Consider the following 24,639-nt stretch of genomic DNA (forward strand, 5'->3'; position numbering starts at 1 on the left):
GGATGCACTGCCTGATCGTCTCGCCAGACGCCCACCGCGCGCTGGCGCGGGCCACCCTGGCCCGGGCGGCGGGCGCCACGGCCGAGGTGGCGGGCGGCGGGCTGCACGCCCTGACGCAGATCGAGCGCGGCCGCCCCGACCTGGTGATTCTCGACCCCGCGCTGGACGACCTCACGCCGGGCGACCTGCTGGAGATCTTGCGCGACGACCCGGCCACCCGGACCACGCCCGTGCTGATTTCCGGTCAGCCGCCTTCCCCGGACGCGGCGCCTGCCGACCTGTGGTTTCCGCCGCAGCTCAGCCCGGCCGAGACGCTGGCCCGGGCGCTGGAGGCCGCCGGGCACCCGCCGCTGCCCTGGACGGCGCCGGAGCAGGCCCCGCTGAGCGGCCAGCTGCAAGACCTCGACCTGACCGAGCTGATCTTGTGCGTGCATGGCCTGCACCTCTCGGGCCTGCTGCTGCTGCGCGGGCCGCAGCGCGGCGGGCAGCTCACCTTCCGGCAGGGCGAGCTGCTCGACGCCGAGGACGGCCCCGACCACGGCCCCGCCGGATTCGCGCGCCTGCTGGAACCGGGCCGCGCGGGGGACTTTCACTTTCATCCCCTGGAGGCGCGGGCCTTGCAGGCCTATCCCCGCGGCCTCCAGATGCCCACCGCCCAACTTCTGATGGAGGCCGCCGTCCAGCGCGACCACCTCCACGCCCTGGAGACTTCCCCATGACCCACTCCCAGCCTGCTTCTGCCCCCCATATTCCCCCCCATCAGGTGCTGGTCGTCGACGACAGCATCAGCGTGCGCAAGGCGCTGGAGCGCATCTTGCAGACCCAGGGCATCGGGGTCCACACCGCCAACAGCGCCGAGGAGGCCCTGGCGCTGCTGGGGCAGTTGCCCCAGCCCCCCACTCTGATGATCGCGGACGTGCTGATGCCTGGCCTGAGCGGGCTGGAGCTGGCCCGCGCGGCGCAGGCCGACCACCCCGCCCTGCCGCTGATGCTGATGAGCGGCGTGGTGGACGAGGCGCTCCAGACCCAGGCGGCCGCCGTGGGCGTGACCCGGCTGCTGCGCAAGCCCTTTACCCCTGCCGAGCTGTTGCCGCTGGTCTTCGCGGTGCTGGACGCGGCGGACCCGGCGCCCGGCGACCGGGCCGAGGCGCCGCAGGCCGCCGGGACCCCCGGCACGGTCTCCGGCGGGGCCAGCCCGGCACAAGCCGCGCTGCTGGCGCGTCTGGGCGCCGAACGGGGCGTGCTGGGCAGCGGCGTATTCGGCGCGGGTGGGCAGCCACTGTCCACCCACGCGGCCGCGCTGCCCGCCCAGCTGGGCATGTACGTCCAGTTTCTGACCACGGCCGCGACCACCGCCGGGGTCCACCTGGAGGCGCGGGGGCTGGACCTGCTGCAACTGGACTTCGGGGACCGCACGCTGCTGCTGGCGCCCGTGGCCGCCGGGCACCTGGCCTGCTGGTGCACGCACGGCGCCGCGCCGCGTGTACGGGAGCTGCTGGCGCCGGGGGCCTGAGCGGCTTGCTCCCCCGCGCGGAGGCGCCGGGTGTCAGGCCCCGCCTTCCTGCGGGCCTCCCCCAGACGGCCCGGAGGTGCGGCGCAGCCGCTCGCGGGCGCGGGTTTCCACCCGGCGCAGCACGGGGTCCTGCTGCTGGCTGGGCGGAAAGACCGGGAGGGCCAAGACCACGCTCTGGGTGGGCAGCACGTCGCGCCACTGGGCGATCAGTTCCCGGTACGCCTCTCCCACCGGGCGAATGCGGCGGTCGAGGTCGTAGAGGCCGACCGGGTTGACGGTGCCGCGCGTCTGGCGCAGGGCGCTGTCCCAGTCCACCTGATCGGTCAGCGAGTACCAGGTGAAGCCCACGATGGGCAGCCCGTCGTTGCGCACCCGCAGCACGTTGGCCCACTGCTTGCGCAGCCACCTGACCGCCTCGTCGCCCTGCGGCCCCTGGCTGAAATTGGTCTCGGTGTGCATCACCGGCAGGCCGTAGCGGGCGAAGTACTGGGTGGTGAGCACCGAGTAGCCGTAGATCTCGCCCGCCCACTCGCTGCGCCCGTCGGGGTGCAGCAGGTGTTCGTTGGTGGCGTAATAGTCGTTGCCCATGATGCAGTGGTGCTTGCGGGTCTCGTCCAGAAAGAAGTGGTAGTCCGCGCGCGTCATCCCGTGGTCCATCAGGTACTCGTACATCTCCGAGGAGACCCGGTGCCCGTAGTTGAGGTCGAGACTCAGGAAGCGCACGGCGTTCATCAGCTCGGCGGGGCGGATGGCCGCCGGATTCTCGGCGTGGAAATACTCGGTGGACTCGCTCTGGATGAAGATGGCGTCGGCGCGCACCTCCAGGATGGCGCGCATGGCGAGCACGTTCGCCTTGACGATGTTGCCCAGCGCGGTCACAAAGGCCGCGTCGGTGGTCAGCTCCTCGTTCCACCAGCCGTACTTGGCCGAGAACAGGGCGCAGATGTACATCTCGTTGACAGGCGTGTACAGCTGCACCCAGGGATAGCGCAGGGCAAAGGCGCGGGCGTAGCGGGCGAACTGCGCCGGGAAGTCGGGGTTCTGGAAGTTGCCGATCCAGTCGGGCACCCCGAAGTGGCACAGGTCGGTGATGGGCACGATATCGCGCCGCCTCAGGTCGGCGTAGGTCTCGTCCGCGAAGCTCCAGTCGTAGCGGTCCGGGCCGGGCCAGCTGTGGTGGATGGGCGGGCCGTAACGCAGGTACCCGGTGCCCAGCTCCTGCACGAGGTCGAAATCCTTTTGCCACAGGCGGTAGTGCCCGCACTTGTCCATCTCGTCCACCCGGATCCGGCCGCCGCCCAGGGTGGGGGACGAGTTCTCGATGCCGGTGGCGAACATGAAGTAGATCAGGGGCGGACCTCCCGGCCCACGGGGCGCTCGCCCACCGGCGCGGCGAGGCGGCGCAGCTGCGAGAGGGCGAGCAACACGAAGGCGGCTTCCAGCCCCAGCGAGAGCACCCCCAGCGGCTCGGCCCAGTTGCCGATGTCGTCCCGGGCGCCGGGCAGCCCCACGCTGCGGGTCAGCACGTAGCCCAGCAGGGCGCCCAGCGAGATCAGCCCGCCCAGGACGTACCCCGCCCGCCAGCGGTTGCTCAGCAGCCACGCGCCCGCCGCCGCGCACCCGGCGACCAGCAGGACGTACAGCCAGCCCAGGGAGGGCGTCTCCCCGAACTTGTCGGGAATGTCCCGGAAGTGAATCCAGGCGATGGCGGCGAGCAGCAGAGGACCGGACCAGAAGCGCGGGCTGAGGGTCGCAGTGGGGGACATGGCTTCTCCTGCGGGTGAGAGAGGGCGAGACCGCCGGGCGGGGTGCGGCGGGCGGCCGGAGCGAACGGAGCCTCCAGCGCCAGCCTGAGCGCCGAAGTTCAGGGCCAGCTGAAACGCGCCTCGCGGACTGGGCGGGCGGCTTCCGGCGGCAGCGGCTGGGGACTGAGCAGCTCGTTGCGCCGCACGAAGGCGTGCATAAAGCGCCCCAGCACGCGCGTCTGGGTGCGGTAGGCCTCCACCGCCGCGCGCTTGCCCGCCACCTGGGCCGGGGTCAGATCCACCCGGGTCCAGGGCAGGCGGCGGGCCAGGGGCGGGGGGGTCAGCGGCAACGCCGGGTGCAGGCCCTTGGGCAGCGGTCACTCCAGGCCGCCGTGAACCACCCAGTAGCGCAGGCGGCCCGCCTGTCCGCGCGCCCCCAGCAGCCGCATGGCGATGTAGGAGAGGGTCCGGTGGTCACTGTGAAAGTCCTGCGGCGCGGGGACGAGCACCACGTCGGGCCGCACCCGCCCCAGCACCCGCGTCAGGTCGGCTTCCAGCGCGGCGCAGAACAGGAACCACGGAAACACCAGGTCGGTCAGGGTGAGGCCGCCCCCCCCCACGGCGCGTGCCGGAGCGGCCCGGGCGTGAGGCTTCCCAGCGCCACGTTGTTCACCAGCAGCATCAGCCCCACCGTCAGCCCCCGCCAGGCGTCCAGCGCGGCGAGGCGCCCGGTCCCGGCCGCAGCGGGGGCGGCGGGAGCGGCGGTGGAGCGGTCGGCCAGTGCGGGGGAGGTCGCCATAACGGGGGGAGGTCCTTTCGCGGCGCAAGGGGGCGCCGGGGTGGAGGGGGCGGGGTTCGCCTTGCCCTCCAGTCTGGGGACCTGGATAACGGGGAGCTGAAAGGGTCTCCCGTGGGGCCAGGGACCCCGGGCGGCGCTCAGGCCGGTTCCCCGGTCAGCGCGCGCCACTCGTCGTCGAAGAGGGTCAGGGTGAGGGTGCCGCGCAGCCGCAACCGGGCGAGGGCCACCGGGCCAACCACCTGCCCCAGGTCCCGGGGGGTCACGGCCCAGACGCGCCTCCCCTCCCGCACGAGGACGCGGGCGGGCGCGGGCGGCGCCCAGGTGCAGGTGACGGTGTGCATGGCGTCTTTCCTCCCCGGTGCGGCCGGATATCGCGGCCAGAAACGGGCGGGGCGGTGGGGCGGCGGGCGCGGGGCGCAGGCCTACAGCGGCTGCACCGACGGGGCGAACGGCGGGGGCGGGGCGGCGGGCAGGGTCCGCGGCACCGTCAGCGTCCGGTCCCCGCGCCGCAGGGTCAGGGGGACCCGGACCCCGGGGCGCTCGCCCAACAGCGCCGCTTGCAGGTCCTGCACCGAGGCCACCGCCCGGCCTCCCGCCGCTGTGATCACGTCGCCGCCCAGCCGGATGGTGCCGTCCGGAAAGCGCCGCACCCGCGCGCCTCCGCGCAGCCCGGCAGCGGCGGCGGGGCTACCCGGCTCGACCGTCTGCACCAGCAGGCCGCGGGCAGGCAGCCCCAGATCCCGGCGCGCGGCCGGGGCCAGCTCGCGCAGGTTCAGCGCCAGCAGACCGAGGTGAGGCAGGCGGATCAGCTCGCCCGCGAGCAGGCGCGGCAGCAGGCTCCTGGCGACGTTGATGGGGATGGCAAAGCCGATGCCGGCGTTTTGCCCGGTGCCCGCCGCGTCCCGGACCGGGGAGAAGATCTGCGTGTTCACCCCGATCACCTGCCCCAGTGCGTTGAGCAGCGGGCCGCCCGAGTTGCCCGGATTGATGGCGGCGTCAGTCTGAACGGCTGGCTGCGGCACCCTGTCCACCCCGGTGGGAATCATCCGCCCCACCGCCGAGACGATGCCCTGCGTGACCGTGAGGGTCAGCCCGAAGGGGGCGCCCAGCGCGGTGGCCGTCTCTCCGGCCTCCAGCGCGTCGCTGTCGCCCAGGGGGAGCGGGCGCAGGTCGGCCGGGGGCACGCCCCGCACCCGCAGCAGGGCCAGGTCGTAGTCGGGGGCGGTCCCGACCACGCTGGCCGGGTACGCCTGCTCGCGGCCGCGCAGCCGCACCAGCAGGGCCGAAGCGTCCCGCACCACGTGCTCATTGGTCAGGATATGCCCCGCGCGGTCGATCACGAAGCCTGAGCCGCTGGCGGCCGGGACCTCCACGTCGCCGGGCGCCGGAGAACGCGGCCCGAAGAGGGTGCCGCCTTCCAGCGGGGTGAAGCGGGTGATCAAGACCACCCCGTCCCGGGCCGCCTTCACGACCTGCACGGTGCTGGGCACGGAGCGCGGCGGCCTGCCGGAACTGGCGGCGCCCCCGCCCTGCCCTCCGGGGGCAGCGGCCGCAGGCGCGGCTTCCTGCACCCCCTCACCCGGGGCGCTGGCCGACGGGGGGCGGCAGCCGGACAGCGCCAGCAGGATCATCAGCAGGGCGGGCGTCCCCTTCATCGTCTCCTCCAGGGGGAGCGCGCCCGGTCCTGGCCCGGCGGCACTGTTCCCCCTGCGCTCCAGTGTACGCGCCCGCCTAAGGCGAACCTGAAAGGCAGGCCCCGGGGAGGGGTCAGGGGGAAGGCGGCGGCTCGCCGGGCAGCACCAGCCGGGCGCGGGTACCGCCCTGGGACCGGCGCTCCAGCCGGACGCGCCCCCCGTGGGCCTGGGCGACCTCGCGCACGACGGTCAGGCCCAGGCCGGAGCCTTCCTGCCGCGCCGGGCCGCGCGCGAACGGCTCAAAGAGGGTCTCCACCCCTTCGGGCATTCCCGGCCCGCTGTCCTCGACCCGCAGCTCGGCGTAGGCGCCCAGGGCGTGGACCGAGACCCGGACCTCGCCCCGGGGGGTGAACTTCAGGGCGTTGCCGACCAGGTTTTCCAGCGCCCGGGTGACCAGGTCGGGGTCCACCCGCGCCTGGGCCGGTTCGCCGTCCAGCAGCAGGTCGAGGCCGCGCTCCGCCGCCAGGGGGTGCAGCCGGTCCACCACGTCCCCGGCCAGCGCCAGCAGGTCGGTCGGCGTGTAGCTGGGGGCCTGCCGGGCGCGCGTGAGGCTCAGCAGGTTGCCGGTGAGTTCGCGCAGCCGCAGGGCCGTGCGCTCCGTGCGGGCCAGCGCCGCCGCCAGTTCCTGCGGGGAGCGGGGCCGCGAGCGCGCATGCTGCACGTCCGCGATCAGGGCCGCGACGGGGGTCCGCAGCTCGTGCGAGGCGTTGGCCAGAAAGAGGGCCTCGCGCTCGCGCTGGTCGCGCAACTCGGCCAGGCTGAGGTCCAGGGCGCGGGCGAGGTCGCCCACCTCGCCGCGCGCCAGGACCCCCGGCACGGGCAGCGGGTCGCCCAGCCGCCGCACCCGCGCGGCCAGGCGCTCCAGCGGGCGCAGCGTGGCCCCCACCACCCAGGCGGTGACCAGCCCCGCCAACGCGGCCAGGCCCGCCCCCGCCCCCAGCGCGACGAGGCCGTAGCGCTCCAGGGTGCGCCGGATGGGGGTCAGGCTGCGGCCCACCTGCACGGCGTCGCGCCCCGAGCGGCGCACCGCCACGATCAGGTCGCGGTGCCGCAGCGGCCGATCCACGGCGGCGGTCGGCGCGGGCGGCAGCGCGAGGAGTGCCGGGTCCGGGGTGCCGCCGGTCCAGACCGGCCGGCCGTCCTCGAAGGCGCGGGCACTGGAGGCCGCCCCCTCGCGGTACAGCAGGGCCTCGGCTCCGGCGGGCAGGGGGCCGGGGGTCCGCACCGCCAGGTCCAGCAGCGCGTCCGCCTGCCCGGAGACCGCCTGCGTCAACGCCGCGACCTCGGCGCGCCACAGCAGCAGGCCGACTGCCCCCGACAGCGCCAGCAGCGAGAGCAGCGTGACCCCCACGCTCAGCAAGACCAGCTTGGGGCGCAGGCGCATGGCCTGAGTCACGCCTCCGGAAAGAGGTAGCCCAGGCCGCGCTGGGTGACGATCACCCCGTCGCCCAGCTTGCGGCGCACGTTGCGCACGTACGTCTCCACGACGTTGCTCTCGGCGCCGAAGGCTCCGTCCCAGACACGTTCGATCAGCTCCTCCTTGCGGTAGATCCGCCCCGGCGCGGAGGCCAGCACCTCGATCAGGGCGTATTCCTTGGCGGTCAGCGCGACGCGCACCCCCGCCCGGAGCACCGCGCGGCCCGTCCAGTCGAAGCGCAGGTCGCGCCACTCCAGCGCGGTGCGCGCCTCAGCGCGGGTCCGGCGCACCAGCGCCCGCAGCCGCGCGTGCAGCTCTCCAAGGTCAAAGGGCTTGACGAGGTAGTCGTCCCCGCCCGCGTCCAGCCCGCCGATGCGGTCCCCGATGGTGTCGCGGGCAGACAAGAACAGCACCGGCATCGTCAACCCGCCCGCGCGCAGCCGCCGCACGAGGTCAAAGCCCGTGTCCTCCCCCTCGGGCAGCCGCACGTCCACGATCAGCGCCTGATAGGGAAACGAGCGCACCAGGCTCTCGGCCTGCCGGGCGTCGCCCACGGCGTCCACCGCGTACCCCGCCTCGCGCAGGTTGGCCGCGAGGGGCAGGCGGATGGCCTCCTCGTCCTCGACCAGCAAAAAGCGCATATCTCATGGTAGGCCAGCGGCGCGGCGCCCCACCACCCCGGGGCCGGGCCTCTCCTCTCTCCCGCCCCGCCCGGCGCTCAGGGCAGCGGCGCGAGGGTCAGCGTGACCGTGTGCATCTGCTCGCGCGCGGCCCCGGCGCCCAGGCCGCCCACCGCCAGCGAACCGTCCTCGTTGACCGCCAGGTGAAAAACCAGCTCCCCGCCCGTCGACCGGAACGGCAGCGTCCCCGACACGCGCGCCCACTCCCTGGCCCCGATCCGCAGGGCGTCCAGGCCCGTCACCAGCTGATAGCCCAGATCGCCCGGGACCAGCGCCTCCAGCCGGGTCGGCTGGCGCTCCCACGACAGCGAAAGGGTCTGCCGCTGCGTCTGGGCGTGGTCGCCTCCCACGGTGATGACCCGCCACTCCAGCTTTCCCGCTGCGGAGAGCGTCAGCGCGGTCTGAAGCTGGAGGTCTACCCGCTGCACGACGAGCACGTTGTTGCCGTGCTCGTCCTCGCGCCCAAAATCGCTGGCGATGGCCGCCTGCACAGCCTGCACGAACTCCAGCACCGACACGGCCCGGCTCGGCATCCTGCCTCCTCCCGGGCGCGGCCAAGACGGCCCACCGGAGCCTCGCCGCCCGCCCAGCCTCACCTTACCTGCTCTGGGCCGGGGCCTCCCGGCGGCCCAGGCCCGTGGGGAGATCAGGCCGCCTCGGGGCCAGGCTGGGCGGGCGCTTCCCCCGCGCCGGGAGAGTCGACCGGCACTCCGGCGGCTCCCCAGGTGCGCTCCACCTCCCCGCCGATGCGGTCCACGTTCCCGGACCGGGGCACGTCGCCGGGCACGGCCCGCGCCTCTCTCCCGGCAGCCTGAATCTCGCGGACCCCGGCCCGGCCGCCACCTCCTCGTTCAGGCCGTTGACGGCCACGCGGGCGCCCTCGCGGGCAAGCCGAGGCCCTGGCCGCCGCCAGTGATCAGGACGGCCCTTCGGGTCAAACGTGACGCGAGGTTATTGTGGTGGCCCGGCGAGGACCGGCGCCCCGGAGCGGGTGGACGGCCGGACGCGGGGTGGTTCCCGACAGCCGCCACGCCGATGTCCTCCGGAATCCGTCTCCGGCCCTGGTGCAACTGGGCGCTGGCCTGCTCACTGGCACATTGGGGGACGTGACCCGGAGCACCAGAGCCTCCACCAGCCAGCCTCCACCCGCCGCGCCACCCCTGCGGTGTACTGGTTGCTGGTCCGTGTCTCCCGGACCTGCCCACGCGACCGCCTGGGAGCCTAGCCTCCCGTCGGCAACCCGAGCGGCCCGACCCTTCGAGGAGAACTGCCATGCTGCACCCCGTCCAGAACGCCAGGCGTGACCGCCTCGACCCCAGCGGCAAACGGGTCCGGCGGGTGGGCGACGTGAGCGTGAACGGGGCGCCCCTGCGCTTCGCCGCCGGTCTGCTGGAGGGCGCCGCGCACGTCACCACCCTCAGGGGCCGGGCCGATCTCGTCCTCTTCCCCGAGGTGCGTTCAGGCGTGAACTGGCGCTGGAGCCTGCCGTGAGGCCCCGCGCCGTCATCGTCATGGGCGTGTCGGGCAGCGGCAAGACCACCCTCGGAGCGGCGCTGGCCGGGCGGCTGGGCTGGGCCTTCGCGGACGCCGACGACTTCCACCCTGCCGCGAACCGCGAGAAGATGGCAAGCGGCGTGCCGCTGACCGACGAGGACCGCGCGCCCTGGCTGGAGGCCCTGCACCGCCTGATTGCCGACCACGTGCGCCGGGAGAGGCCGCTGGTCCTTGCCTGCTCGGCCCTCAAGGAGCGGTATCGCCGCACCCTGATCGGCGAGCTGGAGGGGGTCCGGATCGTCTTTGCTCAGGGCAGCCGGGACCTCATCGCCGGGCGGATGAGCGCACGGCAACACTTCATGCCCGTGGCGCTGCTCGACAGCCAGCTCGCCGCGCTGGAACCGCCCCAGGACGCCCTCACCGTGGACATCCGCCTGCCGCTGGAGGAAAACGTCCGACTTCTCGCCGCCAAGCTGACGGACCCGGCGTAGCCCTCAGGACCCGCCCGGGTTCGCAGCGGTTGGGAAAGCGCAAGCCGAACCCCCGAACCGCGCCAGAGCCTGCCGTGACCCAGCCCCCCCTGGGGAAGTTCGTCGCGGTCCAGGTGCCCGCGCCGCCAGCCCCGTCCCCACTTCCTGAACGCAAGGCGCCCCTTCTCACGCCCGCACAACCACGCGGTTTTCAGCCCCCGCTACACTCCCACAGAATTCACGTCCATTCCCCCCTCCGCCTTCCCCCTTTTTCAGGAGCACCGATGAAACTGAAACCCTCCCTGACCGTGATCGCCGCCCTCGCCCTGGGCAGCGCCAGCCTGAGCAGCGCCAGCGCCCAGACGACCATCAAGGTCGCCAGCCTGATGCCCCTCTCCGGCGGCCAGAGCGCCATCGGCACCCAGGCCCGCAACGGCGTCGAGCTGGCGGTGCGCGAGTACCAGCCGCAGTTCAAGCGGCTGGGCCTGACCCTCCAGTTCCTGCCCTTCGACGACCAGGCCGACCCCGCCACCGGCACCGCCGCCGCGCGCAAGATCGCCTCCGACCGTCAGGTGCTGGCCGTGGTGGGAGCGCTCAACAGCGGCGTGACCATTCCCGTGAGCGCCGCCCTGGCGCCCAGCCGGGTGGCGATGGTCAGCTCGGCCAGCACCGCCAACCAGGTCACCGACCGTGGGCTGAAAAACGTCAACCGCATCGTGGCCCGTGACGACGCGCAGGGTCCGGCGGGCGCGAACTTCATCGCCACGAACCTCAAGGCCAAGAAGGTGTACGTCCTCAACGACAAGACCGCCTACGGCGAGGGCCTCGCCAACGAGGTCGAAAAGGCGCTGAAGGGCCGGGGCATTCAGGTCGTCGGCAACGAGGGCACCGAGGAGAAGAACGACTTTTCCGGCATCATCGCCAAGATCAAGCTTCAGCGCCCCGACGCGATCTACTTCGGCGGCATCTACAACCAGGTGGGCGTGTTTATCCGCCAGCTGCGCGAGGCGGGCGTGACCACCCCGCTGGTGGGCGGCGACGGGCTGGACAGCCAGGAACTGCTCAAGATCGCGGGCAAGAGCGCCGAGAACGTCTACTTCACGACCGGCGCGGCGCCCGTCGAGGCCCTGCCCGCTGCCAAGACCTTCGCCGCGACCTACCAGAAGACCTTCAAGCAGCCTGCCCAGGGCTTCGCGGTCTACGGCTACGACGCGGCGAAGGTGGTGTTGCAGGGCATCCTGAACGCCGCCAAGGCCAACGGCAACAAGGCGCCCACCCGCGCGCAGGTGGAAAGCGCGGTGCGCCAGGGCAACTTCAAGGGGCTGCTCTCGGGTCAGGCCAGCTTCAACAGCGTCGGGGACCGCAAGGCCGCGACCCTCTACGTGATGAAGGTCGGCGGCGGCCAGGTCAAGCTCAGCACCACGCTGGCCGTCAAGCCCGGCCGGTCCTGATCCCGGCGCAGGGGCAGGGGGCGGAGGCTTGGCGCTCCGCCCCCTGCGCGCGCGGCCTGCCGTGGAGAAACGGGGCTGGTCACCCCTCCCCCGCCGGGGCATGATGGCGGCATGAAGCGGCCCGCCCTGCGCCTGCTGCTCGCCGCGCTGCTGGGCCTGCTCACCACGGCGCTGCTCGCGCTGCTGCTGGTGCCTGCCGCCCTGGACCTGCTGCCCGGCAGGCAGGTCTTTGTCCGGGCCTACGCCGCCGTGCTGCTCGCGTACCTGTGCGTGACGGCAGGCTTCGGCGTGATCGGGGCCGTCAGCGCGGCGGCCCTGCCGCTGGGGGCAGCCGGGGTGCCCGCCCGCGCCGGACCCTACCGGGTGGGCGTCTCACTGGCCGTCTCCGGCGGCGTCCTCTTGATCCCGGTCCTGCTGCTGTCGGTCATTCTGGCCATCTCGCAGGAGGGCGCGCTGAACGGCGCCCTGCGCAACGGCCACCTGGTGCTGGCCCTGAGCGCCGGGGGCTACGGCCTGCTCTCGGGCACGGTGCTGGGCCTGCTGACCGTGCGGCTGCGCCACCTGTGGCGGGTCGCGCTGGCCGGGCTGGCCGGAGCGGGGCTGGCGGGGGCGCTCGGCGGGGCGGCGCTGGAACTGGTCAACGCGCGGGCCGTGCTGGGCAGCGCGCCGGGCCTGCTGCTGCTGGTGGGGCTGACGGTGCTGACGATCCACCTGGGCTGGGGCCTGGCGGTGCGCGGGGCGCTGGCCCGGCTTAGTGTCCTGCGGGCCGGGCGGGGGGGGTCCCGCGCTCCCGGGGAAGCGGCCGAGGGGGCGGGCCGCGCGCAGGTGGCGGTGGTCGCCACCCTGGGCCTCAGCCTGCTGTCCAGCGTGGTGGGCCTGACCCGCACGCTGGGAGACTTCGTGACCGCCCGTCCCGCCGACCCCTCCCCGCTGCGGGTGGCCCGGCCCCTGAGCGCGCCCGCCTGCCCCGCCCCCACCGACCCGCTGGAACGCGCGGTGTGGGAGGTGACCACCCGGGACGGGCGGCCCGACCTCTCGTGCCTCAACGCGGTGACCCGCCTGATCGAGATGCCCGGCCCGCTGCCGCCCGGCGCCGCCCCCGCTGACCCCGCCCGCAGCGCCTTCGACGAGGTGGCGACCCTGGTGGGGGGGGCGCGGCGCGAGGTGCTGTTCACCACCATGCAGTGGGACGGCGGCGAGCTGAATCCCGGCTCGACCCTGGCGGGGGCGCTCGCCCGCCTGCACGCGCGGGTGCGGGCCGACCCGGCGGCGTACCCGGACGGCCTGCGCGTGCGCCTCACGCTGGGCAACTACCCGGTGCTCTCCACCTTCGAGTGGGGGGCCGAGGTCTGGGTGGCGCTGCGCGACCTGCTGGCGGCGGGCGTGCCGCTCTCGGACCCGCAGGTGGGCTGGCAGGTGGAACTGGGCAACTACGCCGGGACCTTTCCGCACAGCCACGTCAAGCTCGTCGCCCTCGACGGCGAGACGCTGCTGACGGCGGGCTTCAATTACGCCTACGGGCACTACCCGCCGGAGCACCCGTCGGGCCGGGGCATCCGGCTCTACGACCTGGCCCTGGTGGCGCGCGGCCCGGCGGCGCAAGACGGGGTGAATATCTTCGAGGACCTGTGGGCGCGCAGCCGGGTGGTGACCTGCGCGCCCGGCGTGCAGGCGGCCACCGTGCGCCAGCAGTGCCGTCTGGGCGACCTGGGCAGGCCCGCCGCCCTGCCTGCCGCGCGCCGGGCGGTCCCGGCCGGGCAGGCCCGCGCCTTCAGCCTCTACCGCCGCGAGGGCTTCGTGCAGGCCGATCAGGCCGTGCTGGCCCTGCTGAACGGGGCCACCACCCGCATCGACCTGCTGCACGTGAACTTCAGCATGGACCTGGGGTGCGTCGTCGCGCTGCTCAACCCCGCCCTGTGCACCGACCGCGACCGCCTGCCCTTCATGACCGCGCTGCTGGGCGCCCTGGAGCGCGGGGTGACCGTGCGGCTGCTGACCGACGGCAGCGCGGCCATGGGCGCCATCGAGAACCGCATTGCCCTGGGGTACCTGCGCCGGGAGATGCAGCGGCGCGGCCTGCCCGCTTCCCGCTTCACGGCCCGCTGGTTTCCCGGCCCCATCCATGCCAAGGGCACCCTGATCGACGGCCGGATGCTGGTCGTCGGCAGCATGAACCTGCACCATTCGTCGTGGACCCAGGGCCTGCTCGGCCTGAACGAAGCGGTGCTGGCGACCAGCGACCCCGCCATGGCCGCCGCGTTCCAGGACCACTTCGGCCGCGTGTGGCCGCAGGCCGCGCCCGCCGAGCTGCCCTCCTTTTTGCTGAACGTCTCGCCCTGACGCCGGGGCCGGGGTGACCCTGGCAACCGGGGGTTGACGGGAGGTGCCCCTCCGGTCCTCCCGCCGTTGGTGGGCTGGACCCTGGCATGGCACCTGGCCCCGGGGCACAATGGCGACCAGGCGGCACCTCTCCGGCAGAGGTGTTCGTCCAGCGGCCTGCGCCGTCCGCCGCCCCGGACCGGGGTGCCCGCCTGCCGGAAGGGGCGGCGCCGGGCACGGCGGGCCGCCACCGCCGGAAGCCCGGGGCGGTGCTAGCGTTGGGCGGCGGCGGTGTTCAGGGACGGCGCCCCTTCGCCCCCACGCGGCGGCTCCCCCCTTTCCCTTGCTGCCGTGATGCACGGGCGGGGGGTGAGGCGCCGGGCCTCAGCCGGAATCCCGGCTGTCCTGGCCTGCCAGACCCCATGGGCTGGCCCCCACGGACGCCCGGGGCCGCCTGCCCACGCCGCCCCTTTTTCAGGAGGACCATGCACCCACTCGCGCACGTGCCCAGCGCACGTCCCGTTCTCGAACGCCTTCAGCAGGAGCTGTCCGCCCGCGGAGAGCCGCACGCCACGGTGCAGCTGCTCGGACAGGCTGAGGCGCACGCCTTTGACCTGCTGGGCGGCATCCGGTTTCTCGACCACGGCGCGCGGCAACCCGGCCTGCGCTGCGCCGCCTGCGCCACCGGACACGGCCTGCGCTACGCCTTTTACATCACCACCACGGTGGGCGAGGTCATCGGCCCGGTGGGCAGCAACTGCGTCTTCACGCGGGTGCTGGGGCAGGAGGCCGCCCGGCGTCTGGGGCGGCGGCTCGAGGGGGGCCTGGCGGCATTCCAGCGCGAGCAGCACCGCGCCCAGCAGCAGCGGCTGCTGGAGGAGGCCGGAAGCTGGCGCGGTTACCTGCGCGAGCTGGGCTTCGAGTGGGCGCTGCTGGCCCTGGCGGGAGAGGGCCACCTCCCCGCCGAGCTGCGGGCCACGCTGGAGCAGGCGCAGGCGAGAAACGAACCGCTGACGGCAGCCACCCTGGCGGCCCTGCGCGCCCAGGCGGCGGAAAAACCCGCCCGGCCGCGCGCGTCCAGGTTCGTTCCGGCCAGCCCGGCCACCTTCGCGCCCAGCCTGGGACCGGATGCGGCGCCCCGGCCCCCCGGCCGTCCCCGGCGCTTCCAGGCTGCGGCGGGCCAGGCCATGCCCCAGGACGAGTGGCAGCAGTACGTGGCCCGCAGCCGCCTGAAGGCCGCCCTGAGCAACTGGGCGGGCGTGGAGGCGCTGCTCCCCTTCGACGAGCCGACCCGGCGGGACATCAAGGACGCGCTGGACCACCGCCGCCCGCTGCGGCTGGAACATCTGGAGGCCGTGGTCCAGGCGGGCCGGGAGGCGGGCGTGGCGGAGCCGCCCCCGGAGACCTTGCCCGAGGTCAGGACCCTGGTGCGCGACTGGCAGGCGGCGGCCCAGGCGCGGGAGGACCAGCGGCGGGCAGAAGAACTGCGCCACCTCGACCTGGCCTCGCAGCAGCGCAGCGGGCTGGGGGTGCTGGACGTGCAGCGGGACCTGCATGTCACGGCGGCGCAGGCCTCCTGGCCCGCCCTCCAGCACCTGCTGCCTGCCGGGCGTCAGGCCGAGATCCGGCGGGCACTGGACACCCGCTTTATCCGCGCGGACGACTACGCCGCCCTGATGCGGGCGGTCATGCTCAGCCGCACCCCGCAGGAGCGCCCCGAGTACCGCACCCCCGAGCATTTTGTGACCTACGTCGGCGTGGCCCTGCGCCGCGCGCGGGCGTTCGGCCCGGCCCGCCAGCTGCACCAGCTGCGCGGCCAGGGGGCGCTGCTGACCCACCTCCAGCCGTTCCTGGAAGCGTACCTCGGCGGCCAGCACGTGCCGGAGGGACGCCTGGTAGCGGCGGTCACGGCGTTCTTCCAGGACCGCAGCCGGCCCGCGCCCCCGCCCACTCCAGCGGCCCGGCCAGCCTCCCCCAGGGCGGCCACCCACACCGTTCAGCTCAGCCAGGCCGAGCGGCGCGCGGGCGCCCGGCTGTGGGACCAGGGCCTGCCCACGCGCCTCCCGGCCGGGGACCGCGCCGCCATCGCCCGGGCGGTGCATGAGGGCCAGCCCCTCACCCCCGGGCAGCGCGACCTGCTGCGCTCGGCCCTCCAGGCGCCGCCGCGCGCCGCCCTGACCCCCGAGGAGCGCGAGCAGCTGCTGGCGGCGTGGGGGCGGGGCCTGGCCGAGCGGCTGCCGGCGCCCGAACGCCGGGCCATCGGGCGCCTGCTGCGGCAGCGGGGAGACCTCACGGCCGAGCAGCAGCGGCTGCTGCGGGAAGCCCAGCGGCAGCTGCATCCCCAGCGCAGTCCCCGCCCGGCCCTGACGGCCCAGGACCGCCTGCGGTACGCGCAGGCCTGGGGGCGCGGGCTGGCCGACCACGTCCCGCCCCCCCAGCGCCGGGCACTCAGCCGGGCGCTGCACCAGGGCGGGGAACTCACCCCGGAGCAGGGCGCCCTGCTGGAAGAGGGGCTTCGTCGGCTGGGCGCCGGGCGGGCGCGGACCCCGGGCGGAAAGCGCCCCGGCCGGTCACCGGGCCAGACCAAGGCCCACCGGGAGAGCGAGCCGTCCGCGTAGGGGGCAGGGGCAGGCGCCCAGGGCCTCTCCAGGCTGAGCGCGCTTCCGCGCCCGGCGAACTCGTGGCCCCTGGGTCAGGCGGGGAACCCTGGGGCAGCGCCCGCTGCACCTGGAGGCTCCGCTCGCCGCCCTCCACGCGCACGTCATCAGAGCCGACCCACAGCCATTGCCAGGTCGCGCTCTGGCTCAGCGCACGCTCCCGAACTTGTTCTCGGGAATCAGCCGGTTGAGCGCCTGGCGAATGGCCGCGTAGTCCCCTCGCTCGGCGCAGGCCCGCAGCGTCCGCACCTCCTGCCCGATGCTGTACGGCTCGACCTGGCCCAGCCGCGCGCTGAAAATCTCACTGTGGGTGGTGGCGCCGACCCCTTCCCCGCTGGTGAGCAGTTCCTCGTAGAGCTTCTCGCCGGGGCGGATGCCGCTGTAGACCACGTCCACGTTGCGGGCGCCGCTGAGGCGGATCACGTCGTGCGCCAGGTCCGAGATCTTGACCGGGTCGCCCATATTCAGCACGTAGACCTTGCCGTTCTCGGCCAGACCACCCGCTTGCAGCACCAGCCGCGCCGCCTCCGGAATGGTCATGAAGTAGCGCACCATCTCGGGGTGGGTCACCGTGATGGGGCCGCCCGCACGAATCTGCGCCATGAAAGTCGGCACCACGCTGCCCCGGCTGCCCAGCACGTTGCCGAAGCGCACCGAAACGAAGGCCTGACTCGGCTGTGCCCGCGCCGCCCCCGCCGAGACCACCATCTCCGCGACCCGCTTGGACGCCCCCATCACGCTGGTCGGATTGACGGCCTTGTCGGTCGAGACGTTGACCAGGCGGCTGACCCCGTACGCCAGGCACAGCTCCACCACGTTCTGGGTGCCTACCACGTTGTTGAGGATCGCCTCGGAGGGAGCTTCCTCCATCAGGGGAACGTGTTTGTGGGCCGCCGCGTGAAAGACCACCTCGGGGCGATAGCGCTCGAAGACGGCGCGCAACCGGGCCTCATCGCGTACGTCGCCGATCAGGCCGACCTGCTCGATATCGGGCCAGTTGCGAATCAATTCCTGCTGAATCCCGAAGATGCTGTTCTCGCCGCGTCCGAACAGCAGGATCTTTTTCGGCGCGAAGCTCACGAGCTGCCGGACGATCTCGGACCCGATGCTGCCGCCCGCGCCGGTGACCAGCACCACCCGCCCACGCAGGTACTCGGCAATCTCCCCGGTGTTCAGCCGCACGGGTGGGCGCCGCAGCAGGTCTTCCAGATTCACGTCGCGGATCTGCTGGAGGTTCACGTCCCCCGACAGGATCTCGAAGACGCCGGGGATGATGCGGTAGCGCAGCCCCGCTTCACGCGCCAGATCCACGACGCGGCGCACGAACTCCCCGGTGGCGGAAGGCACTGCGATCAAAAGCTCCTGGGCTTCCTCGCGCTGCGCTACCGCCACCAGATCATCCACCCGGCCGAAGACCGGCAGCCCGACCAGCCGCTTGCGGGCCTTGCCCGGTTCGTCGTCCAGGAAGCCGATGGGTTCCAGCCCCGCTTCCGGGTGCCGCTGCATCTCGCGGGCGATCAATGTTCCGGCCTCCCCTGCTCCGACAATCAAAACCCGTTGCCGCTGCGGAGACGCCTGCAAGCGGACCCGCTCGCTGGCGAGGCGCGCGGTCAGCCGCACGCCGCCCATCATCAGGAAGCCCAGGACGCCCGCCAGCACGGGGACGCTGCGGGGCAGTTGCAGCCAGGTCTGAAGCAAGAAGCCCACCGCGAACATCACCAGTGTGGCGAGCGCGGCGGCCCTCGCCAGCAGGTTCAGATCGAGCACCCCCACCTTCTGCCAGATCTGACGGTGCAGGCCGTACCTCGCCTCCAGCGCGCCCATCACCAGCACGCTGACCAGCAGATAGCCCCAGACGTTGACCGGGATGCCCACCTCAATCAATCCCGGCTTGCGAAAGGCGTAGGCCAGCAGGCCCGCCGTGCCCCACAGGCCGAGATCGATCAGAAACTTGGAGAGGGTCGGGTTCATGGGGTCAGTCCGGCTGCGCCTGGGCCATCACAGCGTCCACCACGTCGGCCATCCGGTGCATGTCGGCAGGCGAGAGGGTGGGATGCACCAGGAACATCAGCGCGGTCTCGCCCAGTTCGCGGGCCACGGGCAGCCGCTCGGCTGGGCCGTACCCGGCGTCCTGAAAAGCTTTCTCGAGGTAGATCTCCGAGCACGAGCCACTGAAGCAGGGCACCCCTGCGGCCGTGACCGCGTTCATGATCCGGTCGCGGTCCCAGCCCGCGCGCAGCCGCTCGGGACGCACGAACACGTAATACTTGTAATAGGAATGGAAGCTGTCCTCGTCAGGCAGCGTCAGACGCAGGGCCGGGTGGTGGGAGAAGCGCTCGCTCAGCACCGCCGCGTTCGCCCGGCGCCGCTCGATCCAGTCCGGCAGTTTGCGCAGTTGCAAACGCCCGATGGCCGCCTGCACCTCCAGCATCCGCCAGTTGGTCCCGAAGGACTCGTGCAGCCAGCGGAAGCCGGGGGGGTGCTCGCGCTCGTACACCGCGTCGTAGCTCTTGCCGTGGTCCTTGTAAGCCCAGGCCTTCTTCCAGACCTCGGTATCGTTCAGGGCCAGCAGACCGCCTTCGCCCCCCGTCGTCATGATCTTGTCCTGACAGAAGGAAAAGGCCCCGGCGTGGCCGATGCTCCCGACCGGGCGCCCCTTGTAGAAGGCGCCGTGCGCCTGGGCGCAGTCCTCGATCACGATCAGGTTGTGCTCGCGGGCCAGAGCCATGATCGGGTCCATATCGCAGGGCCACCCGGCCAGGTGGACGGCGATGATCGCGCGGGTCTTGGAGGTGATGAGCGGGCGAATCGTCTCGGCGGTGAGGTTCTGCGTCACCGGGTCCACGTCGGCGATCACCGGCACACAGCCCCGCATCACCGCCGCGCTGGCCGAGGCGATGAATGTGCGGCTGGTGGTGATCACCTCGGCACCCTCCCCGATCCCGAACGCGTAGAGGGCCAGCTCCAGCGCCAGGGTGCCGTTGTGCAGGGCAATGGCGTGCCGAACGCCCAAATACTCGGCGTACTCGCGCTCGAACTCGCGGGCTTCGGTGCCGGTCCAGTAATTGACTTTGCCGGACTGAAGGACGGCGGTGACGGCCTGGACCTCATCCTTGGCAAACACAGGCCATCCGCGGAAGGTGAGCAATGAAGGAGGATCAGAGACTTGAGTCATACGCCTTCTTAGTTTAGCTGAGAAAGCTAAAGCAACTCTTTAGGTACGGTTCAGGAGAACCTTGGGCAACAGGTCCCTTAGGATTCCCGGTGTCCAGCGGACGAGGGCACGTCCGGCTAGGCTGCTGAGTCTCTCGGCGACTTCTGCCTCTGGTGGGGGGACAGGTAAAACGCGCCAATCACTAACGCACCGACCATCAATGAAAATGCAGTACCGGAGGCCAAAGCGACCGAACCCAGTGACCTCACGGCCGTTAGCCAATAGACCACCATGACAAAACTCAAGGCGATTGAAAGATCAGCAATCAGCCTGGGCCAGGAGCGTCCGGTGCTCATCACCACGTGCCCGACTATCGTGTTGGTGGCAGCCACAACAGAGGCCCCGACAATCAGGACGAAACTCACAGTAAGTGAGGGACCCGACAAGCCGTACAAGCGCGTAAACCACAAACCCACTGGGAATGTTATGATGCCCAGAACCACAGCGATCAGAGTCACCAGTAGAATTGACCACCGTGAAGTGTCCCGGTTTCCCCCAGACCGCACCCGCGAGAGGAAAGGCAACAGAGCCTGAGCGATCTGGACGGGAAAGAACTGCAGCACGATCATCCAGTTGCGTACCACCGCAAACTCTGCCAGCAGTACGGCGCCTCCGGGTAGACGGCTGACCATTACAGATCCCAACCAGGTGCTGGGGTTTACCAGTAAGGAGGCCAGCATGACCGGCATGCTGAAGCTCAGCAGCTGACGCCGTTCGCCGGGACCGAGTGTCATGGCAGGCATAGAGCGCGCAGGCAGTACCCGCCGTACGGCCCCAAAATTGAGGGCCGCCCCCATCACACTCACGATCCCCATCCCCAGAATTGCGCCTGAAAGCCCGAGGCTTCGAGTCAGCAGGAAGCTCAACAGCACAGCCCCAACACCTTTGATCAGTCCAGTCATCAACAGGGTACGAAATCGCTCGAACCCAGTCAGAAGCCCTATCATGACCAAATCAATTGACGAGCCAAGCAGATAAAGGGAGGACAGCGCAAACGCCACTTCCAGTCCTGTCCCTCCTGCGACATATGACGCCAAGATGGGTGCCAACAGGAACAGCAGCAGGCCACATACCAAGGAGGCCAGCAGAGAGACGCTGCTGATAAAACTCACCAGCGCCCGCAGGCGGGCACCCCCCTGACCTCGCTCGCTGGCAACGAAGCGCGTCGCCGTAACCCCTAAACCGAATGACCCGACACTGCTGCCAATGGCCACGGTCATGAGAATAAGGCTGTATCGCCCGAAGCCGTCAGCACCCAGGAGCCGGGCCAGGACAATCGAGTTGGCAATGTTCAAACTCTGGGATACCAGCGCTGACCCAAGTGCCCACCCGAGAGTGCTAGACAGACCGCTGTGTTGGACCTTGTTCCATACCCTCCGAATTCGGCCTGTCACATTCAGAATTCTCAGGAAACCGGAGAACGCTGCTGCAGATACCATCCCAGCGTCTGGGTGATACCTGTGTGGAGATCAGTAGAGGCCGTCCAACCCAGGTCGCGCAGCTTGGATACATCCATCAATTTTCTGGGGGTACCGTCGGGCTTACTGGCATCGAATTTCAGGTCACCCCGGTAACCCACTACATTCGCAATCAGTTCGGCCAGTTCCCGAATAGTCAGGTCCTCCCCGGTGCCGATGTTGATTGGACCTGGCTCGGAGACATGCTCCATCAGGAAAAGGCAAGCATCCGCGAGATCGTCGACATACAGGAACTCCCGTAACGGCGTTCCTGATCCCCATACCTCAACCTGAGGGGCATCGGCCTCCTTGGCCTCTACCATCTTGCGCAGCAACGCGGGCAACACGTGAGAACCTTTAAGATCGAAATTGTCGCCGGGACCGTACAGATTGGTAGGCATACCACTGATGAAATCTGCCCCATATTGCGCGCGGTAGTGGTCACACAGTTCAATAGCGGCAATCTTGGCGACTGCGTATGCCCGGTTCGTCTCCTCCAAAGGCCCAGTCAACAGGTAGTCCTCTTTCAGAGGCTGCGGAGCCAGCCTCGGGTAGATACAGCTTGATCCTAAGTTGAGCAATTTCTTCACTCCAGCCTCATGAGCGGAGTGAATTACGTTCGCAGCGATCATCAAGTTGTCATAAAGAAACTGAGCCGGGTAGGTGCTGTTGGCCAGAATACCTCCCACCTTAGCAGCAGCCAAGAAAACATAATCAGGTCGCTCTTCCCGAAAAAACGTCTGAACAGCGGCCTGATTGCGCAGATCCAACTCCTGACTGGTCCTGGTGATCAGGTGCCTGTATCCCTCGGTCTCCAAGCGGCGCACAATCGCGCCACCGACCAGACCACGGTGGCCCGCCACATAGATACGGGCGCTTGGGTCCATCTCCGGCATCAGGTGTTCCCTACACCCTTGAGCGCGATCTGGTGCCCGGCATCAATCAAGGTCTTCTCCTGCCGGGCGAGTTCAAGGTCATGGTCGACCATCTCCTGCACCAGCTGCTCAAAGCTGGTTTTTGGACTCCACCCCAGCTTCCGGCGGGTTTCTTCCATGTCGCCTAGCAGGTAATCTACCTCGGCAGGACGGAAGTAACGTGGATCGATTTCAATATAATTGTCAGCCTCAAGACCGACCAGGGCAAAGGCGCGCTCGGCAAACTCGCGCACACTGTACGCCTCACCGGTAGCGATGACGTAATCACGTGGACTGTCCTGCTGCAACATCATCCACATGGCTTCCACGTAGTCGCGGGCATGGCCCCAGTCACGTTTGGCCTCCAGATTTCCCAGGTAGAGCTTGTCCTGCAGTCCCATCTTGATCCGGCCCACAGCGCGGGTAATCTTGCGAGTCACAAAGGTCTCCCCACGCCGGGGAGACTCATGGTTGAACAGGATGCCGTTACAGGCATACAGGTCATAGGCCTCGCGGTGGTTGACCGTTTGCCAGTAAGAATAGACTTTGGCGACAGCATATGGACTGCGGGGATGAAAAGGTGTCTGTAGACCCTGGGGAGGCGCGGCCGCTCCGAACATCTCACTGCTGCTGGCTTGGTAGAAGCGCACCTGCAAGCCTGTGCGGTCCTGGTAGTCGCGAATACCCTCCAAAAGACGTAGGGTTCCCAACCCTGTCACGTCAGCGGTGTATTCCGCTTGGTCGTAACTGACCTTGACATGGCTCTGGGCACCGAGGTTATAGACCTCAGCGGGCTGGACCTTCTCCAGCAACATTCGAAGACCTGAAGAGTCTGACAGATCCCCGTAATGCAAGAACATCTGGGCGCCCGACTCGTGTGGGTCGTGATACAGGTGATCGATGCGGTCTGTATTAAAGGTCGAAGCGCGGCGAATGATCCCGTGCACCTCGTATCCCTTGGAGAGCAACAGCTCTGTCAAGTACGATCCGTCCTGACCTGTGATTCCGGTTAAGAGTGCTCTCTTCATGTTCGCTTTCCTTTGTATTCAGTCCAGGCTGTGCTGGGTTGTTCGTGGCGTGTAACTGTAGCTGTAGGTCGTATCCTTTTGAACATCCACCTTATTCAGTACGAAGCCGATGACGTGCAGCCCACTTCGCTCGACTCGGCGCAGCGCCGCCCGGATTGCCTGGAGGGATGTCGTGCGGGCCTCAGTAACCAGCACAATGCCGTCGGTGTGGCGGGCGAGCACCAGCCCATCGGCGATAGCCAACAAGGGTGGACTATCGATCAGCACAATGTCATAGGCCTGACTCCAGCGGTCGAGGATAGCCCCGAGATCAAGCTGGGTCAGCAGCACCAGACTTTCATGTAGTCCAGGGCCAGCAGGCAGCAAATCGACGTTGGGTTCTACGCGCAGCACCTGAACGTTATCCGGATTCTTCAAGGCGTCTTGCAGGTTGCGGCTGCCGCCCATCCCCACCAACGGCTTCCAGTCGTGCGAGGCGCTGTACTTTTCCCATACCTGTTGCTGGGTGCCGCGGCGCAGGTCGCCGTCGATGATCAGCACCCTCTTGCCAGCGGTAGCGAACGCGTCGGCCAGGGTCGCGGTGATGCTGCTTTTGCCTTCGCCGGGTGCAGTCGACGAAACCGTCAGGCGCAAGCGGTCCTGTTGCTGAAACATAGAAAGGATGTTGACGCGTAAGAATCCCACTGCCTCGTAGAGTCCGGCACTCTTGCCTTGGTCCACGATTCCCCGCAAGATCACGTCCCGGCGCCGCAACCTGGGAATAACCCCCAGGGTGGGAATGTTGAAATCCAGCAGATCGTCCTCCGCCTTGACCGTCTTGTCGGTCAGGGCGCGGGCCGCCGTCAGGGCGCTGCCAAGCAAGAGGGCCAGCAGTCCCCCCAGCAAGGCTGCCGACAAAGGCTGAGGTGCAATCGGCGCGAACGGCTGTGCGGCTGGTGAGACGCGGGTCAGGGTCCCGCTGGCCGCCTGCAACAGGATCGACACGCGGGCCAAGTTCTCCTGCAAAGACGCGCGTGTCGACAGCAGAGTCTGACGCTCGACACCCGTACTGCCCGCTGTTTGCAGGCGCCGCTCGATCTCGGCGATCTGGGCCCGCAGGGTGGCTGCACTCTTCTCGATTCCCTCCAGAGCTCGGCTGGCGTCCCAGCGGATGAGGTTGGTTGCCGCCGTGTCAGCCAGAATCCGTGCGGCGGTAGCTGTCCTGGCGTCGGCTTGCAGGGTATACAGGCCGTTCCCGTAGGGGTCAATCTGGGGAATGATTTGCAACGAGGTGATCTCGTTACGCTGCAACTCGGTCTCCAGTGCCGAAATCAGCGAGGCCCGTTCTGGAGCAGTCAGCTGCTCGACGCCCTGCAAGTCCTCCGCGATCGCCGTGATCACTGCGGAACTGTGCAGCGCCTGCTCCGCGGCCCCATCCGGCAGGGGCGGCGCAGTCACGAGCGTCTGATTGACCACTCCGGAATTGGCCTGACCATTGGAAGCCAGGACGACCGCCTCTGCGCGGTAGACCGGAGGCTGAGCGCGCGCCCAGAAGTAGGCAGCCAATCCGACTGCCAGACTCAGCAGCAGCAGCCAAGGCCAGTTGCGCAGCAGAGCGCGCCCTGCCAGAGCAAGGTCCAAATCTCCACTGGAGCGGGTCCCCGACGCATTTTGCGAGCTGTCGAAGTTACGGTTCACGGCCACCGCCGTGGGATGTGCAGAAGTGCCGCCCGTTGCCTGGCCAGTGCCTTGCTGCCGTTGGTGTGTGGTTCGTAGTCGCCTTTGTCACGGATACCGTTCCTAACGTT

At 70.2% G+C, this 24,639-nt stretch carries 24 protein-coding genes; 7 read left to right on the forward strand and 17 right to left on the reverse strand.

Features of this window, described 5'->3' with window-relative positions; translation table 11 throughout:
- The first annotated feature begins 2 nt into the window (after positions 1-2).
- Positions 3-719, forward strand: coding sequence for a DUF4388 domain-containing protein (locus tag HNQ09_RS10940; RefSeq protein ID WP_184029060.1), 717 nt, complete (start codon positions 3-5; stop codon positions 717-719).
- The gene (locus HNQ09_RS10945; protein WP_184029062.1) at positions 716-1,513 is read left to right on the forward strand and encodes a response regulator; all 798 of its coding nucleotides are present in this window, start codon (positions 716-718) and stop codon (positions 1,511-1,513) included. Before HNQ09_RS10940 ends, HNQ09_RS10945 begins: the two co-directional genes overlap by 4 nt.
- A 33-nt stretch (positions 1,514-1,546) precedes the next feature.
- Here HNQ09_RS10945 and HNQ09_RS10950 read toward each other — a convergent pair whose 3' ends face one another.
- The 11 genes from HNQ09_RS10950 to HNQ09_RS10990 all read right to left on the reverse strand — a co-directional run bounded on the left by HNQ09_RS10950 (position 1,547) and on the right by HNQ09_RS10990 (position 8,635).
- Positions 1,547-2,851 carry a glycoside hydrolase family 1 protein gene (locus tag HNQ09_RS10950; RefSeq protein WP_184029065.1) on the reverse strand — a complete coding sequence of 435 codons (1,305 nt, stop codon included), beginning with the start codon at positions 2,849-2,851 and terminating at the stop codon, positions 1,547-1,549.
- Positions 2,852-2,859: 8 nt separating this feature from the next.
- Complete coding sequence (locus HNQ09_RS10955; RefSeq protein ID WP_184029068.1) at positions 2,860-3,279, reverse strand: hypothetical protein; 420 nt, start codon at positions 3,277-3,279, stop codon at positions 2,860-2,862.
- Between the two features lie 98 nt (positions 3,280-3,377).
- Positions 3,378-3,560, reverse strand: a complete 183-nt coding sequence (locus HNQ09_RS18910; protein WP_246363291.1) for a hypothetical protein — start codon at positions 3,558-3,560, stop codon at positions 3,378-3,380.
- Positions 3,561-3,635: 75 nt separating this feature from the next.
- Positions 3,636-3,845 carry a PIG-L deacetylase family protein gene (locus HNQ09_RS18915; protein ID WP_246363292.1) on the reverse strand — a complete coding sequence of 70 codons (210 nt, stop codon included), beginning with the start codon at positions 3,843-3,845 and terminating at the stop codon, positions 3,636-3,638.
- Between the two features lie 8 nt (positions 3,846-3,853).
- Positions 3,854-4,057: a hypothetical protein gene (locus tag HNQ09_RS18920; RefSeq protein WP_246363293.1), complete on the reverse strand. Its 204-nt coding sequence runs from the start codon at positions 4,055-4,057 to the stop codon at positions 3,854-3,856.
- A gap of 137 nt (positions 4,058-4,194) precedes the next feature.
- Complete coding sequence (locus HNQ09_RS10965) at positions 4,195-4,398, reverse strand: hypothetical protein (protein WP_184029070.1); 204 nt, start codon at positions 4,396-4,398, stop codon at positions 4,195-4,197.
- Positions 4,399-4,479: 81 nt separating this feature from the next.
- Positions 4,480-5,712, reverse strand: coding sequence for a S1C family serine protease (locus HNQ09_RS10970; RefSeq protein ID WP_184029072.1), 1,233 nt, complete (start codon positions 5,710-5,712; stop codon positions 4,480-4,482).
- A gap of 112 nt (positions 5,713-5,824) precedes the next feature.
- Positions 5,825-7,147: a sensor histidine kinase gene (locus HNQ09_RS10975; RefSeq protein ID WP_343057745.1), complete on the reverse strand. Its 1,323-nt coding sequence runs from the start codon at positions 7,145-7,147 to the stop codon at positions 5,825-5,827.
- Entirely contained in the window at positions 7,144-7,809 is a 666-nt protein-coding gene (locus HNQ09_RS10980) for a response regulator transcription factor (protein WP_184029075.1), read from the reverse strand. The genes HNQ09_RS10975 and HNQ09_RS10980 overlap by 4 nt, the downstream gene beginning before the upstream one ends.
- 77 nt (positions 7,810-7,886) lie before the next feature.
- Positions 7,887-8,381 (reverse strand): trypco2 family protein, encoded by a 495-nt coding sequence (locus HNQ09_RS10985; RefSeq protein ID WP_184029078.1) that lies wholly within the window; start codon positions 8,379-8,381, stop codon positions 7,887-7,889.
- Positions 8,382-8,494: 113 nt separating this feature from the next.
- Positions 8,495-8,635 (reverse strand): hypothetical protein, encoded by a 141-nt coding sequence (locus tag HNQ09_RS10990; protein WP_184029081.1) that lies wholly within the window; start codon positions 8,633-8,635, stop codon positions 8,495-8,497.
- A gap of 485 nt (positions 8,636-9,120) precedes the next feature.
- Between HNQ09_RS10990 and HNQ09_RS10995 the strand changes: the two genes are divergently transcribed.
- The 5 genes from HNQ09_RS10995 to HNQ09_RS11015 all read left to right on the forward strand — a co-directional run bounded on the left by HNQ09_RS10995 (position 9,121) and on the right by HNQ09_RS11015 (position 16,200).
- A complete protein-coding gene (locus HNQ09_RS10995; RefSeq protein WP_184029084.1) occupies positions 9,121-9,339 on the forward strand; it encodes a hypothetical protein in 219 nt (72 codons plus the stop codon).
- Positions 9,336-9,833, forward strand: a complete 498-nt coding sequence (locus tag HNQ09_RS11000; protein ID WP_343057746.1) for a gluconokinase — start codon at positions 9,336-9,338, stop codon at positions 9,831-9,833. The genes HNQ09_RS10995 and HNQ09_RS11000 overlap by 4 nt, the downstream gene beginning before the upstream one ends.
- Positions 9,834-10,096: 263 nt before the next feature.
- Positions 10,097-11,263 (forward strand): branched-chain amino acid ABC transporter substrate-binding protein, encoded by a 1,167-nt coding sequence (locus HNQ09_RS11005; RefSeq protein ID WP_184029086.1) that lies wholly within the window; start codon positions 10,097-10,099, stop codon positions 11,261-11,263.
- Between the two features lie 111 nt (positions 11,264-11,374).
- Positions 11,375-13,603 (forward strand): phospholipase D-like domain-containing protein, encoded by a 2,229-nt coding sequence (locus tag HNQ09_RS11010; RefSeq protein ID WP_184029088.1) that lies wholly within the window; start codon positions 11,375-11,377, stop codon positions 13,601-13,603.
- A gap of 464 nt (positions 13,604-14,067) precedes the next feature.
- Positions 14,068-16,200: a hypothetical protein gene (locus HNQ09_RS11015; protein ID WP_184029090.1), complete on the forward strand. Its 2,133-nt coding sequence runs from the start codon at positions 14,068-14,070 to the stop codon at positions 16,198-16,200.
- A gap of 186 nt (positions 16,201-16,386) precedes the next feature.
- On the opposite strand, the gene HNQ09_RS11020 is transcribed toward HNQ09_RS11015, so the two are convergent.
- The 6 genes from HNQ09_RS11020 to HNQ09_RS19270 form a co-directional block, all read right to left on the reverse strand.
- Complete coding sequence (locus tag HNQ09_RS11020; protein ID WP_184029092.1) at positions 16,387-18,210, reverse strand: polysaccharide biosynthesis protein; 1,824 nt, start codon at positions 18,208-18,210, stop codon at positions 16,387-16,389.
- Positions 18,211-18,214: 4 nt separating this feature from the next.
- Entirely contained in the window at positions 18,215-19,363 is a 1,149-nt protein-coding gene (locus tag HNQ09_RS11025; protein ID WP_343057748.1) for a DegT/DnrJ/EryC1/StrS family aminotransferase, read from the reverse strand.
- A 167-nt stretch (positions 19,364-19,530) separates the two neighbouring features.
- The gene (locus HNQ09_RS11030) at positions 19,531-20,892 is read right to left on the reverse strand and encodes an oligosaccharide flippase family protein (RefSeq protein WP_246363294.1); all 1,362 of its coding nucleotides are present in this window, start codon (positions 20,890-20,892) and stop codon (positions 19,531-19,533) included.
- Complete coding sequence (locus HNQ09_RS11035) at positions 20,859-21,806, reverse strand: GDP-L-fucose synthase family protein (RefSeq protein ID WP_281378312.1); 948 nt, start codon at positions 21,804-21,806, stop codon at positions 20,859-20,861. Before HNQ09_RS11035 ends, HNQ09_RS11030 begins: the two co-directional genes overlap by 34 nt.
- Positions 21,806-22,852: a GDP-mannose 4,6-dehydratase gene (gene gmd / locus HNQ09_RS11040; protein WP_184029098.1), complete on the reverse strand. Its 1,047-nt coding sequence runs from the start codon at positions 22,850-22,852 to the stop codon at positions 21,806-21,808. The genes HNQ09_RS11035 and gmd overlap by 1 nt, the downstream gene beginning before the upstream one ends.
- Before the next feature lie 18 nt (positions 22,853-22,870).
- Complete coding sequence (locus tag HNQ09_RS19270; RefSeq protein WP_184029100.1) at positions 22,871-24,529, reverse strand: polysaccharide biosynthesis tyrosine autokinase; 1,659 nt, start codon at positions 24,527-24,529, stop codon at positions 22,871-22,873.
- Between the last annotated feature and the right edge of the window lie 110 nt (positions 24,530-24,639).

The sequence above is a fragment of the Deinococcus budaensis genome (assembly GCF_014201885.1).
Lineage (GTDB): Bacteria > Deinococcota > Deinococci > Deinococcales > Deinococcaceae > Deinococcus > Deinococcus budaensis.

Coding starts and splice junctions, on each gene's coding strand:
- HNQ09_RS10940 (WP_184029060.1), top strand. CDS start 3: ATGCACTGCCTGATCGTCTCGCCAGACGCCCACCGCGCGCTGGCGCGG.
- HNQ09_RS10945 (WP_184029062.1), top strand. CDS start 716: ATGACCCACTCCCAGCCTGCTTCTGCCCCCCATATTCCCCCCCATCAG.
- HNQ09_RS10950 (WP_184029065.1), bottom strand. CDS start 2,851: ATGTTCGCCACCGGCATCGAGAACTCGTCCCCCACCCTGGGCGGCGGC.
- HNQ09_RS10955 (WP_184029068.1), bottom strand. CDS start 3,279: ATGTCCCCCACTGCGACCCTCAGCCCGCGCTTCTGGTCCGGTCCTCTG.
- HNQ09_RS18920 (WP_246363293.1), bottom strand. CDS start 4,057: ATGGCGACCTCCCCCGCACTGGCCGACCGCTCCACCGCCGCTCCCGCC.
- HNQ09_RS10965 (WP_184029070.1), bottom strand. CDS start 4,398: ATGCACACCGTCACCTGCACCTGGGCGCCGCCCGCGCCCGCCCGCGTC.
- HNQ09_RS10970 (WP_184029072.1), bottom strand. CDS start 5,712: ATGAAGGGGACGCCCGCCCTGCTGATGATCCTGCTGGCGCTGTCCGGC.
- HNQ09_RS10980 (WP_184029075.1), bottom strand. CDS start 7,809: ATGCGCTTTTTGCTGGTCGAGGACGAGGAGGCCATCCGCCTGCCCCTC.
- HNQ09_RS10985 (WP_184029078.1), bottom strand. CDS start 8,381: ATGCCGAGCCGGGCCGTGTCGGTGCTGGAGTTCGTGCAGGCTGTGCAG.
- HNQ09_RS10995 (WP_184029084.1), top strand. CDS start 9,121: ATGCTGCACCCCGTCCAGAACGCCAGGCGTGACCGCCTCGACCCCAGC.
- HNQ09_RS11005 (WP_184029086.1), top strand. CDS start 10,097: ATGAAACTGAAACCCTCCCTGACCGTGATCGCCGCCCTCGCCCTGGGC.
- HNQ09_RS11010 (WP_184029088.1), top strand. CDS start 11,375: ATGAAGCGGCCCGCCCTGCGCCTGCTGCTCGCCGCGCTGCTGGGCCTG.
- HNQ09_RS11015 (WP_184029090.1), top strand. CDS start 14,068: ATGCACCCACTCGCGCACGTGCCCAGCGCACGTCCCGTTCTCGAACGC.
- HNQ09_RS11020 (WP_184029092.1), bottom strand. CDS start 18,210: ATGAACCCGACCCTCTCCAAGTTTCTGATCGATCTCGGCCTGTGGGGC.
- HNQ09_RS11030 (WP_246363294.1), bottom strand. CDS start 20,892: ATGGTATCTGCAGCAGCGTTCTCCGGTTTCCTGAGAATTCTGAATGTG.
- HNQ09_RS11035 (WP_281378312.1), bottom strand. CDS start 21,806: ATGCCGGAGATGGACCCAAGCGCCCGTATCTATGTGGCGGGCCACCGT.
- gmd (WP_184029098.1), bottom strand. CDS start 22,852: ATGAAGAGAGCACTCTTAACCGGAATCACAGGTCAGGACGGATCGTAC.